Annotated in this window: 13 protein-coding genes; all 13 read right to left on the reverse strand. The window is 51.3% G+C overall.

Features of this window, described 5'->3' with window-relative positions; all coding sequences use genetic code 11:
• Window positions 1-54 precede the first annotated feature (54 nt).
• The 13 genes from AB4N43_RS09435 to AB4N43_RS09495 all read right to left on the reverse strand — a co-directional run bounded on the left by AB4N43_RS09435 (window position 55) and on the right by AB4N43_RS09495 (window position 15,846).
• Window positions 55-1,233 (reverse strand): glycosyltransferase, encoded by a 1,179-nt coding sequence (locus AB4N43_RS09435; protein ID WP_460153858.1) that lies wholly within the window; start codon window positions 1,231-1,233, stop codon window positions 55-57.
• The gene (locus AB4N43_RS09440) at window positions 1,223-3,883 is read right to left on the reverse strand and encodes a glycosyltransferase (protein WP_460153860.1); all 2,661 of its coding nucleotides are present in this window, start codon (window positions 3,881-3,883) and stop codon (window positions 1,223-1,225) included. The genes AB4N43_RS09435 and AB4N43_RS09440 overlap by 11 nt, the downstream gene beginning before the upstream one ends.
• 25 nt (window positions 3,884-3,908) lie before the next feature.
• Entirely contained in the window at window positions 3,909-4,994 is a 1,086-nt protein-coding gene (locus tag AB4N43_RS09445) for a DegT/DnrJ/EryC1/StrS family aminotransferase (RefSeq protein ID WP_460153862.1), read from the reverse strand.
• 29 nt (window positions 4,995-5,023) lie between these two features.
• Complete coding sequence (locus tag AB4N43_RS09450; protein WP_460153864.1) at window positions 5,024-7,033, reverse strand: sulfotransferase family protein; 2,010 nt, start codon at window positions 7,031-7,033, stop codon at window positions 5,024-5,026.
• Entirely contained in the window at window positions 7,030-7,908 is an 879-nt protein-coding gene (locus AB4N43_RS09455) for a sulfotransferase domain-containing protein (RefSeq protein ID WP_460153866.1), read from the reverse strand. The genes AB4N43_RS09450 and AB4N43_RS09455 overlap by 4 nt, the downstream gene beginning before the upstream one ends.
• Before the next feature lies 1 nt (window position 7,909).
• Window positions 7,910-9,241, reverse strand: coding sequence for an ABC transporter ATP-binding protein (locus AB4N43_RS09460; RefSeq protein WP_460153868.1), 1,332 nt, complete (start codon window positions 9,239-9,241; stop codon window positions 7,910-7,912).
• Window positions 9,231-10,049, reverse strand: a complete 819-nt coding sequence (locus AB4N43_RS09465; protein WP_460153870.1) for an ABC transporter permease — start codon at window positions 10,047-10,049, stop codon at window positions 9,231-9,233. The genes AB4N43_RS09460 and AB4N43_RS09465 overlap by 11 nt, the downstream gene beginning before the upstream one ends.
• Window positions 10,049-10,588, reverse strand: a complete 540-nt coding sequence (gene rfbC / locus AB4N43_RS09470) for a dTDP-4-dehydrorhamnose 3,5-epimerase (protein ID WP_460153872.1) — start codon at window positions 10,586-10,588, stop codon at window positions 10,049-10,051. The genes AB4N43_RS09465 and rfbC overlap by 1 nt, the downstream gene beginning before the upstream one ends.
• On the reverse strand, window positions 10,588-11,472 hold the full coding sequence (gene rfbA / locus AB4N43_RS09475) for a glucose-1-phosphate thymidylyltransferase RfbA (RefSeq protein WP_460153874.1): 885 nt from the start codon (window positions 11,470-11,472) through the stop codon (window positions 10,588-10,590). The genes rfbC and rfbA overlap by 1 nt, the downstream gene beginning before the upstream one ends.
• Window positions 11,473-11,474: 2 nt before the next feature.
• Window positions 11,475-12,371: a dTDP-4-dehydrorhamnose reductase gene (rfbD, locus tag AB4N43_RS09480; protein ID WP_460153876.1), complete on the reverse strand. Its 897-nt coding sequence runs from the start codon at window positions 12,369-12,371 to the stop codon at window positions 11,475-11,477.
• A complete protein-coding gene (rfbB, locus tag AB4N43_RS09485; protein ID WP_460153877.1) occupies window positions 12,368-13,438 on the reverse strand; it encodes a dTDP-glucose 4,6-dehydratase in 1,071 nt (356 codons plus the stop codon). The genes rfbD and rfbB overlap by 4 nt, the downstream gene beginning before the upstream one ends.
• 5 nt (window positions 13,439-13,443) lie before the next feature.
• The gene (locus AB4N43_RS09490; protein ID WP_460153878.1) at window positions 13,444-14,427 is read right to left on the reverse strand and encodes a glycosyltransferase family 2 protein; all 984 of its coding nucleotides are present in this window, start codon (window positions 14,425-14,427) and stop codon (window positions 13,444-13,446) included.
• A 480-nt stretch (window positions 14,428-14,907) separates the two neighbouring features.
• Window positions 14,908-15,846, reverse strand: coding sequence for an aspartyl/asparaginyl beta-hydroxylase domain-containing protein (locus AB4N43_RS09495; RefSeq protein WP_460153880.1), 939 nt, complete (start codon window positions 15,844-15,846; stop codon window positions 14,908-14,910).
• Window positions 15,847-15,985 lie beyond the last annotated feature (139 nt).

Below are 15,985 nucleotides of genomic sequence, written 5' to 3' on the forward strand. Positions count from 1 at the left end.
CTGCATTCCATTCTCAGTGGATAAGGTGCGAGCGACGATGAACGCATGCCCATGTCAGTTCTGACGCACCGCATGACGCAGCCGGCGAGCGAGAGCCTTGAGATAGCGAACAGCACGATCCACCAGCGTCACAGGGATATCGCGGTGTCCGCCGAGTCCGACGCCAGCGACGGGGGCAGGAGTACTGTGGGCCAGCATCATATAGTGACCGAAGCCCGCTTGCCCCGTCAGCCGATAGAAGTCGAATACGTTGAACATGTACTCGTCACGAAGCACTCGCTCGAACTCGGGATCAGCCAGGTTCTTTATGCATGAGGACAGTCCGGCAGCCCTACCGGCAGCATGGGCAAAGGCGCTATCCAGCAGCAGGAATAGCCGTTCACATTTCAGCCTGGCAGGTGTAGCGGGTACACCTTTGAGTCGAAACTCCTTGCCGAACCCCTCAATGAACACCTCGTCCGATACGCCGTCGAAGTACGAGCCGAATATCTCGACCAGTTCGGTCAGGTTGCGTGCCGAGTTCTCGGGCGAAACAGCGCTGGTGTTATTTCCGTCCCGAAGGTGCGCTACAAGATTTTCTTCAACGATATGGATCGGGTACTTCTTGACCAGTCGGATCCACATGTCGAAATCGGGCAACTGTTTCAATCCAGGGTTGTAGAAACCCAGTTCATCGTAGATTTCCTTGCGCGCCAGCATGCTCGGGTGACAGATGCAGTTGCCACTAAAGAAAAAATGCCGCAGCCACTCACCTTGAGTACGGTTTGGTTGCCGGAACACATCGTTCCAAATGGCCTCGGGCCCGGAAATTTCACGCCCTTGGCCATCAACCAGATCGGCCCAGGTAAAACAGGCTCCCAGTTGTGGCTGAGCTTCCAGCACGGCAACTTGCTTGCTCAGCTTCGACGGGTACCAGGCATCGTCCGAATTCAACAGCGCGATGTACTTGCCACGCGCCTGCTTGATCAGAAACACAAGGTTCCCCACCGGCCCCAGGTTTTTTTCCTGCCGGAACGAACGAATGCGCGGGTCATCAAACCCGCAAATAACATCCCAACTGTTGTCGGGCGACATATCATCCGAGATCAACAGCTCGAAGTCGGTGAAATCCTGACCCAATACGCTATCGACAGCCTTGCGGATGTACTTTGCGTGATTGTAAGACGGCACAACAACGCTGACCAATACCGGCCCAATCGCATCAGTCGAGCCGACCTTATCACTAGGAAACATAATTTGCCCTCACAGAGCGGTAAAGTTTTTTAATGGGCTCAGGGCAAATTTTTCGTAATACCTTCCAAGCAACTTGAGTAGTCTGTACTGGAGTCGCAATACCACCCTGCACACTTGCGCTTTCTACTGACGGCGAAACTTCATCGACACAGGGTTGCAACTCGACAAGCACCGGATACATTTTCGGCTCGCGAATGACCTGGCGCAGCACCTCAATACGTGGCGACATCTGTGCATCGAGGCTATACAACTTACGCATTGTATCTATAGAGCGTTCGCCCACGGCCTTCAACTCGACGGGGTCAGCATAGTAACGCTCGACCTTCTCGACGATTGCCCATAAGTCATATTGGATGAGAACGATGTCCTGGCCGTCAGTGAAGCGCCCATTGGAGGAGTGGAATTCGTCAAAAGCAAATACTGCCGTGCCACGCAATCCAGCTTCGGTGCAACTGGCGGTAGGAAAACCGTCAAACGAACCGGGGAAAATCTTGCCGCTGATATTCGGCGACATGATGATATCCATATTCTGGAAGAAACCATCAAACTCTTCTGGATTGAGCGATCCGTAAAACTGTATCCGATCATTGAACAAACTGACATCCAGCACAGTTTTATCGAAAGGACCCACAACATGGAAATAAATATCTTCGTAGCGCTGACACAAGATACTGGCGACATTCACAAAGACGTCATAGCCTTTATCCTCACCGTACGTGGTGTACTTGTGAGCCATGAAGCAGATATCCAGACGTTTCTTTCCAAAACCCCATCTGTTTTTTTCAAGAATCGATTGCGTACCAGAAACCTCCGGCATCACAACCCCGAAGATCAACTCCACCTTTTCCGCCGGGCACAGTCCGCGCGCAATGATGTAGTCGTAGATCACTTGTTGGGTAACAATAACTTTCTGGAAGCAAGGAGAATCGAAGATCCGCTTCAGCTTCTTGTCACCCTCTGCGCTGTTCAGAGCGAAACCTGCCCCTGGATAGAGCGTAAATACAAATGGCACACCGAGTGCTTCGGCGTGCGGAAGTAATTTGTAGGCGTTAGAAAGAAAATTGGCGTACAACACCTTTCCAAGCGTAAGCGGAAACTGCTCATTGGAGATCATCACGCGATTACCCAAATCAGGATAACTACGCTGATAATCCCGAACCACGTCCTTGATCGAAGCACTTTCAAGAACATGCAGAGTTGCCCCTGTGGTCAGCACCAACGAACGTGGAAAGGCTTGAAGATACGACGTAAATTCCGCATGGCGAAATCCGCTTTTTCTCGAGGGAAAAACATCATCGACAATGATAACGTCAAACTTTTCCATCTCGGCGGAGTAGTTACCATTCAACCACGAATACAGCCGCTGATTATAACTCTGGAACCCTTCATCATAGTTATAATCAATAAAAGAATTGTACTGAGCTATTAAACCGAGCAGTGCGGTGCCCTTATCCAGATCCTTACGAGCACTCCACTCCCCGCCCTCATGCTGACGATAGACAGACAGGGGCATTTTCAAGTGGGCAATACTGCCGAACTGCGCGCTATATATATTGAAAAACCAATCAACGGTGTAAATATCAAACAACGCCTGCGGCACAACATCAAGCAAAGCACCCCGATAGAAACACGCGGTGAAGTTCCCGATTACGTTGTTAGCGGAAAGTGCCAGGCCATCAAGCGTATCGCCCAGAAGGCCGGCATGCTCTGAAAACAATTTACGTGATGATCCGTCAGCGGCGCAAAGCTCAATAGAGTTGAACGACATCACTGATTCGGGATGACTGCCAAGAAAATCAATGTGGTTCTGGATTCTGAATTCGGAACTCCAGAAATCATCCCCTTCACAGAAAGTCAGATAATCACATCCTGCCGAAAGGCGTATCGCCGTCGCCAGATTTGCAACGACCCCGGCATTTTTCTGATTCGCATGAAATTCAATGTCAATGCGATCGTCGTGAAACCCGTCAACAATTGTTCTTACTGCTTGCGCGGTGCCATCAGGCGACGCGTCATCAATAATGATGACACGCATACAAAAGTTACCCTGCTGACTCAACACCGACTGTATGCTTTGAGTAATATAATCCTGGTGTTTATACGTCAGGACGACCACTGTGACCAATGGACACTCGGCATTCAAAGAGTGAGCAACATGACTCTTTTTCTGAAAGTAAAGCTTTCGACGAAACAAGTCGATTTGGTAGCAAGTGCTGCGAATCGAACGTAGCCCATTCGATCTAGCAAAAATCGAAAAGCCCGGAGTAACCAGGACCGCTTCAAATGCCTCAACAGATAGTATTTCTTCCGCAATGGCGCCGCCACTGGACTCAATACAAATCAAGCCCTTTTTCGAAACAAAACTGATGAGTCCATTGACTGACGAAGCACTGTCACGAAGAGCGCGTTCATCCAGATAGAGTAAATCTATACGGGTGCCACGCAGGGAGTATTGCCCGAAAAGGAACCGCGCCGCCACGGCAGAATCTGCCCCCTTCAATATCACGGGCTGCTGGAGCTTAAACTCCTGCATGATAAAGTTGAGCAGGGCGAGCTTGTCCTCTTCAGCAAAGCTATCATCTTTAAAGAGTTCTATCCCACCCATTTTACTAACACCCTGCGCACCTGAATCACCACTCAACGTAACCATCTGAAACGTCCCTATTTACAAAATTCTATTCGCAAGAAAGCTTTTGCTTGACAAACCGGCAAATCATATCAACCTCTTCAACCGACAGTGTGTGATAGAGCGGCAGACAGAGAATACGGCGGGAAATATCTTCCGCAATGGGTGCGCTCTGCTCATACACATACGGCAGTTTGGTCAGCGAAGGATAGAAGTAGCGACGTGGAAAAATACTGTGGAGGTTAAGAAACTCCACAAGCTTCAGCATTTTTGCTTCAGTCTCGAAAATCACTGGAAAGTAGGCATAGTTGTATTCAGTTTTTGCCTGAATTTTCTGAAACTGAATGGGCAGATCTTCCAGATTACTTTTGTAACGTTCTGACAGCGTGCGGCGAACCGACAAAATATCAGGAACATGTTTCAGATTGCACAACCCCATTGCAGCATGAAACTCAGAGTTCTTGCCATTTATACCGACACTGCCGAAGTCAGTGGCAGAAGAGTGGCCAAAGTTTCTCATCATTGCCATTTGCTTCAACACGGAAGCATGAGGGCTGATCACCGCGCCGCCTTCAACGGTGTGGAAAAGCTTTGTCGAATGAAAGCTGCAGGTCGATACATCACCGTAGGCGAGCAACGACTTTCCTTTGTAGAGAGTGCCAAACGCATGAGCCGCATCATAGATAACTTTCAGGTTATGCTTCTCGGCAATAGCATGAATAGCATCTACATCACACGCGTTACCAAATACGTGCGTAGCAAGAATAGCAGTGGTTTTTTCAGTAATGGCCTGCTCGATTTTCGACGCATCAATGTTCAGCGTATCAGGGCAGATGTCCACCATCACCGGGTCGCAGCGTTCCCACACAATACTGGACGTTGTCGCAACGTAACTGAACGGCGTGGTGATGATTTCACCCACGAGATCGAGTGCACGAATGGCGATTTGAATGGCCACGGTACCGTTGCTCAGGAACAGCAGATGATCAACATCCAGATGTTCCTTGAGCTTGATTTCCAATTCATTCAACAAAGGACCATTATTGGTCAACCATTCCCGGGACCAGATGCCTTCCAGGTAGTTTTTAAAATCCGCGTACGGCGGCATAAACGGTTTGGTGACTGTAATATTCATGAAATACTCAAGCTACAATTAATAACATCTCACTTACCGAGATATTCTTTTAGGATTCCATACCAGGAGCGCCTGAATTCATTAAGACGCTCTTCCAACTGATCAATTAAAACCTTTTGATCTGCAATCTCCTGATCAAGCTGGGAGTTCCTGTTGAGACTCACGATATTTTCTTGCGACAGTTGCTCTATATGCTCAGCCTGGCTTTTTGTCTCTTGCGTCAATGCCTCGACAGACTGAGTAAGCGTATCAATCACATTTCCACGATTTTCCCACCGGGTCTCTGTTTCTTCTAACTGTCCGGTTTTCTGAAGCAATACCTGCTCAAGCACCTTGATATGCTCGGCACGGCCTTCACTCTCTTGCTTGAATGCATCAAGGGTCGTGGTCAGTTGATCGAGCAACTGCCCTCGGCCTTCCCATTCTTTCTCTACATTATTGACATGCTCAGCCTGTTTGAAGAGATTTTGTTCGAGCGTATGAATATGCTCAGCCCGCCCCTTGCTCTCATGCCGCAAGGCATCAATGGTCGTGACTAATTGATCGAGCAACTCCCCTCGGGCTTGCCACTCTTTCTCTACACTACTTGAGTGCTCGGCCTGCTGTGCGAGTGATTGCTCAAGCAAACGAATACATTCAAGTCGGCCCTGACTCTCTTCGGTCAATACATTGATTGTCCTGGACAACTCAGCAAGCAAGTCTCCACGCGCTTCCCATTCCTTGCCTATTGCGCTTGCTTGCTCGGTCTGTTGGAACAGCGCTTGCTCAAGCGTTTGAATGTACTCAACCCGACCCTGACTCTCTTGTGTCAATGCTTCGATGGTCGCCGCCAGTTCGTCGAGTAACTCTCCTCGGGCGCCCCATTCCTTCTCGATGACGCCTGCCTGCCTGGTCTGTTTGGCAAGTACCTGCTCAAGCGTGCGTATATGCTCAGCACGGCTCTCGCTTTCATGCGTCAGCAGATCCATGGATTTGCCAAGCTGCTCGATCAAGATGCCCCGGGCTACCCACTCTTTTTCCAGAACATCCAGGCACTCGGCCTTACGGGTCAGCTCCTGCTCGAGCGTATGGATATGACTGGCCCGCGCAAGATTGTCCTGCTCAAGCGCGCCGAAACTGTATTCGTGCCGACTCCGGTTTTTTTCTACTTCCGTCGACGCTGTTTCGCGGACCTCATAGCCATACCGGGAGAGCCAACCGGATATTTCGGTTGGCAAAAAGTCATCGAACAGGTTATCGGTTTTGCGCCAGGCTTCGACATTTTCCGAAAAAACCGCCCCGTCCTTTCGCTCGCGCCACGCCGAATAAGCCTTCGAGGAAACCTGCGCCATATCGAACTTACAGAGTTTGTCGTAATCGATGAACCCCTGCGGATCAAGCATGTGCGGATCAAAATCGATGCCCAGAAAAGTACACACTTTTCTTAGTTCGGATTCCGGGCTGGCGACCAAGTCTTCATACTTTACTTCGAGGTAGCAGTCTGGCTTAAGAAAACTATTTGCATCCGTGGCGATTTTTTTGATTTCACGTTGCCACCTCGCCAGGTTCAAGCGGGGAGATATGTGCCACCAGGTTGTCCTGGCAAAAGACAAGGCAACATCACGCCCATCGCGAACCATATGTATGAATTTCGCATCGGGGAACAGTTTGGAAACCAGGTCAAGACGCTGCCCATACCATGGCGTTTGCTCGACCAACCACGACTTCCCGTGGGATGACGCAATAGCCGCGTAAAACGACTTCACGAACTCGGCCAAAGACATCTTGGGCGTGTCATGCTTCCGACAAAACTCCTGATAGTCGAAGAACATTTCAAGCTTATGTGGGCAGCAGCGCTCAATCACTGAAGCCAACTGCTCGCCACTGAGTCCTTTCTGATCAGCCAGGAAAAACTCTTCGAATAGTCTGTTTCCGTTTCCGGAATATTCGAAAAGCAACTGGATCTCTGGAGGCACACACAACTCGGCATGGCTGTTCAGCATCTGGCCTAGCCAGGTGGTGCCGCAGCGTCCGGTGCCAATAATAAATGCATTATTCATAGAGAGAGCCAAGATGCATTCCAGGGGTATGCCTTGCCAATGAGCGAAAACAGCTTTTGATTAGGCTCACGGTACAAGTCATATAATTTTAAAAACGTTTCGGTGTGTTCTTCAACTGCAACACCTTCATAATCGCCCTTGTTACTTGTCTTCTGAACACACTCGGCATCAGGACTTGATTCAATCCCGAGAAAGTCACAAATCCGACTCACGCCAACAGAAGCATCCCTGGCAAACTCGTCCTGCTCTAAAAACAAAAAATCCTGAACACTGTAAAACTCTAAAAACCGCAAGATTTGCTCGTAATAGAACCCACGCCGAACAAAGCTGGGTTCTTCGTTCAAATCGTTTTGCTGACGCCGTACTAAATCATCGCTGACACACTGCTCAAAGCTTGGAAATTCTTCAGCAAACAGTAAATCACGAAGCGCTTCTCTCGAACCAGAATTGCTGTCCTTTATATACATATCATATATATATTCAGCTGTCTGCTTATGAGCGTTGAAGCCCCTAAACATATTCCAAGCGGAGAAACAGCGCTTCACTGGATCCCGAAGCATTACGATAAATTTCATTGAGCCAAAGCTGTTATGGATTCGCCCCGGCACATCTCGCATATAGATATATGAAGGTGTCGCTTCAAACTTTTTGACACCTGCTTCTTCACTAAAAAAATCCAGATACCAATCGACGCCCTTCTGATAGTTATGATCGCTATCAAAAAAATGGAGCTCTTTAAGCGATGAACCTGAAAACCCATCCAAACCATTTAACACATCAAACAATGTGGTCGTAGCCGATTTCTGGACACCCAGAATCAAAAAACTCGGACGATTCGGTGCAGACAAATAATTCAGAGCCGGTACCTCAGGCATCTCAGACCTCAAACTCTTGCAACTTCAACTCGGAAAAAACATGCACCTTCGACCAAACCCTGGACTTATCCCAACGCCCGACCTTGAACACCACTGCGTCACTTACAAAATCGACGAACTCAGCAGACTCATTCTCAACAATCGGAGACGAAATATTGATTCGCAGAGAATAGACCCCTTCCTGCAAGGGTAGCTTCAGCGAATACTCAGCCAAGTATTTCCCATTACTCCTGGTGACTAAATACGGCTGATCCGTATGGGGAAACCCACAACCAACAATATTGTTCTTCTTTTCATCAAAAACACTAAAGTTCACCGAAATAGATTTCTCAGCGAAAGCTTCGAAATATACTCTGACTTTGACATCCTGATTAAACTCAACAAAGGTCAGGTCCTCACCTTTGGAGTCCAGCAACTCAACACTGGCAACTTTTACTTCACCGCTGCCATAGCGAAACTGCGCAACCCTTTTATCAAACTCTGCCGACCGCTTAAAACCGGGTTCATCAACAGTCATTACCTGATCCACAGAGAGCGCAGGCTTCTCGCCAAACGCGGCGGACACCCGTGAAAACTTCCGGTGCTCCTCATTCATCTCTTCGCGCATCGTCCGGATATAGCGCTCGGCGACTTCCGCAGCCGGCCCTACCGTGATGACCTGACCACGCTCAAGGTATACGCCGCGCGAGCATAAGCTTTTCACCGAACCGACATCGTGACTGACAAATAGAATAGTCGCGCCATTGTCCTGGATCCGCGTCAGCGCAGTCATGCACTTGGCCTGGAAATTCATATCGCCGACCGAAAGCGCCTCGTCGACAATCATGATTTCCGGGCGCGACATGATATTTGACGCAAATGCCAGGCGCACAAACATGCCGCTGGAGTAGGTTTTGACCGGTTGCTCAATGAAGTTGCCGATATCGGCAAAGGAAGCAATTTCCTCAAAGCGAGCGTCGACCTGATCTTCAGTCAACCCCAGAATCGCTCCGTTCATGTACACGTTTTCACGCCCGGTAAATTCCGGGTTGAAGCCTGCACCCAACTCGAGCAGTGCGGCAATCCGGCCTTGGGTCTGGATGCTTCCGCTGGTTGGATTGAGCGTGCCGCAGATCATTTGCAGCAACGTCGACTTACCGCTGCCGTTACGGCCGATAATCCCGACGGTTTCGCCTTTCTTGATTTCAAAGGAGACGTCGCGCAGTGCCCAAAACTCTTGAAAATACTGCCGCCGGCCACGCATCAGCATCTGTTTCAGCCGGTCATGTGGCTTGTCATAGATGTGATAACACTTATTAAGGTTTTCAACTTTGATGGCAATATCAGAGCACATCTGCAAACCCCTTACGTGTTTTCTGGAACCAGGCAAATCCCAACCACGCGAATAGCATAGAGCCGACCAGATACCTTGACAGGAACTCGATTTGCGGTAGCTTGCCCCAGAACAGCACGTCCCTGACGCCTTCAATCACGGGTGTCAGTGGATTAAGCAAAAGCAAGTTGGCGTATTCGGGTGGCAAGGCAGTTGAAGGGTAGAAAATCGGCGACAAAAACATTGTCACCGTTGTCAGTATCCCAATGAACTGAGTGACATCGCGCAAGTAGACACCCAGCGAAGCCAAGGACCAGGACAAGCCTAGAACCACAAACACCAGTGGCAGCACAACGATCGGCAGCAACAACGCCGTGACATGCGGCACTCCGAAGAAAATCACATAGGCGACCATCCACACTCCCAGGCTGACCAGCGAATGGAACATCGCCGAACCGAGGCTCACCCACGGAAGTATCTCTAAAGGAAACACGACTTTCTTCACGTAGTTGGCATTGGCCAGAATGATCCCGGGGGCTCGATTCACGCATTCGGAAAACAGATTGAAAACCATCAACCCAGCAAACAAGACTAACGCGAACTCTGTTTTAGAATCACCACCACCGCTCCAGCGCGCTTTAAAAATAACGCTGAAGACAAAAGTGTAGACGGCCAGCATCAGAACAGGGTTGAAGAACGACCAAAAAATGCCAAGAAAAGAGCCTTTATATCGCCCAATAACTTCGCGTTTGATCATTGCCTTGATCAGACTACGGTTAGACCAAAGGCTTTTAACCAGCTCTTTGGGGGAGATGGAGTGAGTTTGCATCAGGCAAACACCTCGGCATCTTTCAATAGCGATCCCTGCTGATCTTTTACAGAGAGGTCCGGGCGACCTTCGCAAGGCCAGTTGATGCCCAAGGAAGGTTCATCCCACGCAATGCAACGCTCATGTGCGGGCGCATAGTAGTCGGTCGTCTTGTACAGAAACTCGGCCGCCTCCGACAACACATAAAAACCATGCGCAAAACCTTCAGGCACCCACAGTTGCCGCTTGTTTTCGGCGGACAGGATTTCGCCCACCCAGTGCCCGAATGTTGGCGACGATTTGCGTATATCAACGGCCAAGTCGAAGACTTCACCGGACACCACACGCACCAGCTTTCCTTGCGCCTGTTCAACCTGGTAATGCAGGCCGCGCAAGACGTTTTTCAGGGAGCGGGAATGCTTGTCCTGTACGAACTTGACGTCTTTGCCAATGGCCTCTGAAAAGTGCGCTTCATTGAAGCGTTCAAAGAAAAAGCCACGCTCATCGCCAAATACCCTGGGCTCAAACAGCACGACGTCAGCTATGGCTGTAGTGTTCATCAGAAAATCGTCTCGTGCAGAAGGCGTTTCAGGTACTGGCCATAGCCGTTTTTCATCAGCGGCGCAGCGAGCTCCTCAAGTTTTTCGGCGCTGATCCACTTCTGGCGGAAGGCAATCTCTTCAGGGCAGGCCACTTTGAGACCCTGGCGGTGCTCGAGAGTGGCAATGAAATGACTCGCTTCCAGCAGGGAATCGTGAGTGCCGGTATCCAGCCAGGCGTAGCCGCGGCCCATGATCTCGACCGACAGGTTGCCCTGTTCCAGATAGACGCGGTTCAGGTCGGTAATTTCCAGTTCGCCACGAGGCGACGGTTTGATGCCTTTTGCAATTGAGACAACCTGGTTGTCGTAGAAGTACAGGCCGGTGACCGCGTAGTTCGATTTAGGCTTGAGCGGCTTCTCTTCCAGACTGACGGCCTTGCCTTGAGCATCGAACTCGACGACGCCGTAACGCTCCGGGTCATTGACGTGGTACGCGAAGACGCTGGCACCTTCCTGGCGTGCCATGGCGCTATGCAGCAGTTCGTAGAAGTCGTGGCCGTGGTAAATGTTGTCACCGAGTACCAGGGCAACCGGATCATCGCCGATGAACTCTTCACCGATGATAAACGCTTGCGCCAGACCATCCGGCGATGCCTGCACCGCGTAAGAGATGTTCAACCCCCAACGGGTGCCATCACCCAACAGCTGTTCGAAGCGCGGGGTGTCTTGCGGCGTGGAGATGATCAGGATATCGCGGATGCCCGCCATCATCAGAGTGGTCAGCGGATAGTAGATCATCGGCTTGTCGTAAACCGGCAGCAACTGCTTGGAAATAGCCAGTGTTGCAGGATGCAGTCGAGTGCCCGAGCCGCCGGCCAGGATGATTCCTTTACGTTTAAGCATGCTTAATTCTCTAATATTTCTGTGAGCATCCGTGCCACACCGGTTTGCCAGTCAGGCAAGCGCAGCACAAAGGCATTTTGCAGTTTTTGAGTATTGAGTCGGCAGTTGTTCGGGCGCTTGGCCAGTGTCGGGTAAGCCTCGGTCGTGATCGCGCTGACCATCACCGGGGTCACTTTCAGGTCCACACCTGCTGTCTGGGCTTGCTCAAGCACGAACCTGGCGTAACGGCACCACGTGGTTTCGCCCGCTGCCGCCAAATGGTACAGCCCACCCAGTTGCGGATGTTGCTGCACAGTGCGGATCGCATGAGCAGTCACATCGGCCAGCAAATCGGCGCCAGTCGGTGTGCCGAACTGATCATCGATCACGTTCAGGCTTTCGCGCTCGCGGGCAAGACGTAGCATCGTCTTGGCGAAGTTGTTGCCGCGCGCGGCATACACCCAGCTGGTACGAAAGATCAGGTGCGAGCAGCCAGATGCCTGAATGGCCTGCTCGCCCTCAAGCTTACTGGAACCATAGACACTCAGCGGCGCGACCGCATCACTTTCCTGCCAAGGGGTTTCGCCATTTCCAGCGAATACATAGTCGGTGGAGTAATGCACCAGCAAGGCGTTGATACGGAAAGCTTCCCGGGCCAGTAGCGCAGGCGCTTCGGCGTTGACCCGGCGCGCCAGTTGCGGCTCGCCTTCTGCCTTGTCGACAGCCGTATAGGCCGCGGCGTTGACGATCACGTCAGGCGCAAAGCGCCGTACGGTGTCCGCCAGCCCCGCCAGGTCATTCAAGTCACCACAGTAATCCTGGCTGCGGGAGTCCAGCGCAAGTAACTCTCCCAGAGGCGCGAGGCTGCGTTGCAGCTCCCACCCCACCTGGCCGTTTTTACCGAGTAAAAGAATTTTCATTCATTGCGTCCGGCGTAGTTTTTTTCTACCCACTGAAGATACGCACCCGACTGGATATTGCTGACCCAGTCCTGGTTATCCAGGTACCACTGAACGGTTTTGCGGATGCCAGTTTCGAAGGTTTCCGCCGGTTTCCAGCCCAACTCACGCTCAAGTTTGCGAGCATCAATGGCGTAACGGCGATCGTGCCCGGGACGATCCGTCACGTAGCTGATTTGAGCCTTGTAAGGCTGGCCATCGGTACGCGGACGCAGTTCATCCAGCAAAGCACAAACGGTGTGGACGATGTCGAGATTTGGCTTTTCGTTCCAGCCGCCGACGTTGTAAACCTCTCCCACGGTGCCGGCTTCCAGCACGCGGCGAATGGCGCTGCAGTGGTCTTTTACATACAACCAGTCACGAATCTGCTGGCCGTCGCCGTAGACAGGCAATGCTTTGCCTTGCAGTGCGTTGACGATCATCAGTGGAATGAGTTTTTCCGGGAAGTGGTAAGGCCCGTAGTTGTTCGAGCAATTGGTTGTCAGTACCGGCAGGCCGTAGGTGTGGTGATAGGCACGAACCAAGTGGTCGCTGGCTGCCTTGCTGGCCGAGTAAGGGCTGTTCGGTTCGTACTGATGGCTTTCGCTGAACGCGGCCTCATCTTTGGCCAGAGAGCCGTAGACTTCGTCGGTGGACACGTGCAGAAAGCGGAACGCCTGCTGTGCGTCGGCCGCCATGCCCTTCCAGTAGGCACGCACAGCTTCCAGCATGCGGAAAGTACCGACGATGTTGGTCTCGATAAAGTCTTCCGGGCCATGGATGGAGCGATCGACATGAGACTCGGCTGCAAAGTTCAGAATGGAACGAGGCTGGTGCTCTTCCAGCAGGCGCGCGACCAAAGCGCTGTCGCCGATATCGCCACGCACGAATACGTGCCGCTCGTTACCGGACAGGCTGCTGAGATTATCCAGGTTGCCCGCATAGGTCAGCTTGTCCAGGTTGATCACGGTCTCATCGGAATGAGCCAGCCAATCCAATACGAAGTTCGCGCCAATGAAGCCTGCACCGCCAGTTACTAAGATGGTCATTTGATTTAGATCTTTTTCAGTAAAGTTGCGAGGATCAGCCCCAGGTTTCCAACGAGAGTCTGCCGGTATAAGCCGGCACGCTTGAAACCCATAATCCTGGATAATAATGGTTGCTCGCGCGCTACCTTGAATTGGTCCAGCTTCGCTTGATGCTCATGGCTCAAACGATGACGCATGGACTCAAGGGCATAGATATTCTGGGAGTTCCACTCATAAAAACGTCCCTGAAACGCCATTCGCAGCCGCTTGAGGCGAGCCCACCAGCTGGAGTTGGTTCCGACCACGTTTTCATCGTGCTGGCGATAGAGTACTGCCGGCACAGGATCATAGTAGACCGCCCCGCCTGAGCCGGAAATCAGCTGGTAAGCCCACCAGTCATGCGAGGGAACATCCATGTTTTCACCCGCTTCTTGCAGAAGCGCCCGGGCGGCCTGGTTAAATACCATGGTGTTTCCGCCGCCGATGTTTTGCACCAGCGCATTGGAAAAATGCGGGGCAAGAATAAATTTGGGCGAATAGCCGAAAGGTACACCCGATTCACAGATCAGCTCGGTGCGACCACAGTAAAGCGCTGGAGTATTCTCCGACACACTCTTTAACCAAGCGAGCGCCCGCTCAAGTTTGTCGTCCTTCCAGATATCGTCCTGATCGGCCCACGCATAAAAATCGGCCGATATACTTTTTCGACAAGTCAAAGACAGGAAATTTGTTACAAAACCATTCCGAGGCCCTTCAAAAATCTGCAGGCGCCCTGGTTCCCACAGGCGGCTTGTCGCGCGCAGGATCTCCAGCGTCTGGTCCTGGGAGCCATCATCCGAGACATAAACACTCCAGTTACGGTGTGTCTGCCGCTGGAACGACTCCAGCTGCTCAGCTAAAAACGACTCTCCATTGTAGGAACACATCAGGATTGCGACTTTGTCAGTACTGCAATCACTCAACGTGCCAATGTCACAGGAATGAAGAACGCTGGATTCCAAGATACCCACAAAATTTCCTTCCCTGCATTCGACAGGTTTGCTGCCAACTTATATGGATTCAATAAAATCAAAACGATAAGCGTCAAAAAATTGTTATCGGCACCGACTCAGTAAACCTGCGAAATATTTGCAAAAAATATTGACGGCCCAGGTAAGCCCAGGCATTCCGTCGGTCTCGACCGCATGCTATCCGGCACGGCCTGCTTTAGCCCTGAGCCGACCTGGGAAATATTTGAATATTTACGATTAGAACTCCAGATAGTACGAGTTCCAATCCCAGGTGCATACTTGGACTGACAGGAAAGACGAAGGATATGAAAGCAGCATGAAAATTATGCTGTTCAAATCTGCCGCAGACTCAGCGTCACGCCGTTGAAGCTTCTGGGCATTTGCGGGTGGGAATGCTACTACAAAGCTGTAGGAAAGTTCCCACAAAAACATAAAAAAGATCGCCGTTCAGCGATCTTTTTTCTTGACCCTCAGAGCAACTCAGCCAAACAGCCAATACCCCAATAACGTCAGCACCAGCACCGCCAACACAGGCCGCAGTACGCGGTAGGCCTTGGGATGACGACGTTTCCACTGTTTAACCACTCCACTGACCTTATCGCTGGAGTTCTTGCTCCAGGCATACGCCCGGTTGATCCCGCCCACGCGTTCATCATCAAGGTTTTGAGGGGCTGTGGCGCGGCCGAGCCAACCGCTGACCCAGCGATTGATGCCAGTCATGAGGCGACTACTCAGCGGACGCTCAATGTCGCAGAACAGAATCACCCGGGTTGTCCCGGTTTCGTTCTTGACCCAGTGCACATAGGTCTCATCGAACATCACGTCTTCGCCATCGCGCCAGGCGTAGACCTGGCCGTCAACGAAGATGCGGCAATCATCGGAGTTGGGGGTCGACAGCCCAAGGTGATAGCGCAAGGAACCGGCAAACGGATCACGGTGCGGATTGAGGTGGCTGTCACCTGGCAGTAACGCAAACATGGCACCCTTTACGTTGGGAATGCTGTTGACCAGTTCCACGGTCTTTGGGCACAGGGCTTCTGCCGAGGGCAGAGCCTTGTCGTACCACTTGAGGTAAAAACGCTTCCAGCCTTTCTTGAAGAACGAACCGAAACCGGCGTCGTTGTTCTTTTCAGCCGCGCGAATATAACCCTCATCGAACAGGTGCATGGCTTCGTCGCGGATAACTTCCCAGTTGTCCTTGAGCACGTCCAGTTCCGGAAACTTGCTGCGATCCAGATACGGTTTGGACGGTACACCAGAGAACAGGTACATCAAGGCGTTGTAGGGCGCAAACAGTGCCGAGTGATTGACGAATTGCCGTAACACCGGCAATCGCGCCTTGCCGCGCAAATGGACATAGAGGGTGCTGCCCAGAAACAGCAACAACACCGACGCTTTCGCGGCAAAGGAAAAACTCATCAACGACTCCTTGAGATTTAGGCTCACGCACAACGCCATTCACCCGACGTGGCAGTCGGCCATGATAAACATTACCGACCTCGGGAAAAACCCGCCTGATACAACATTCAGTATTAAGGAATGCGCAACAAAGCACTTC

It is taken from the genome of Pseudomonas sp. S2_B07, assembly GCF_054668435.1.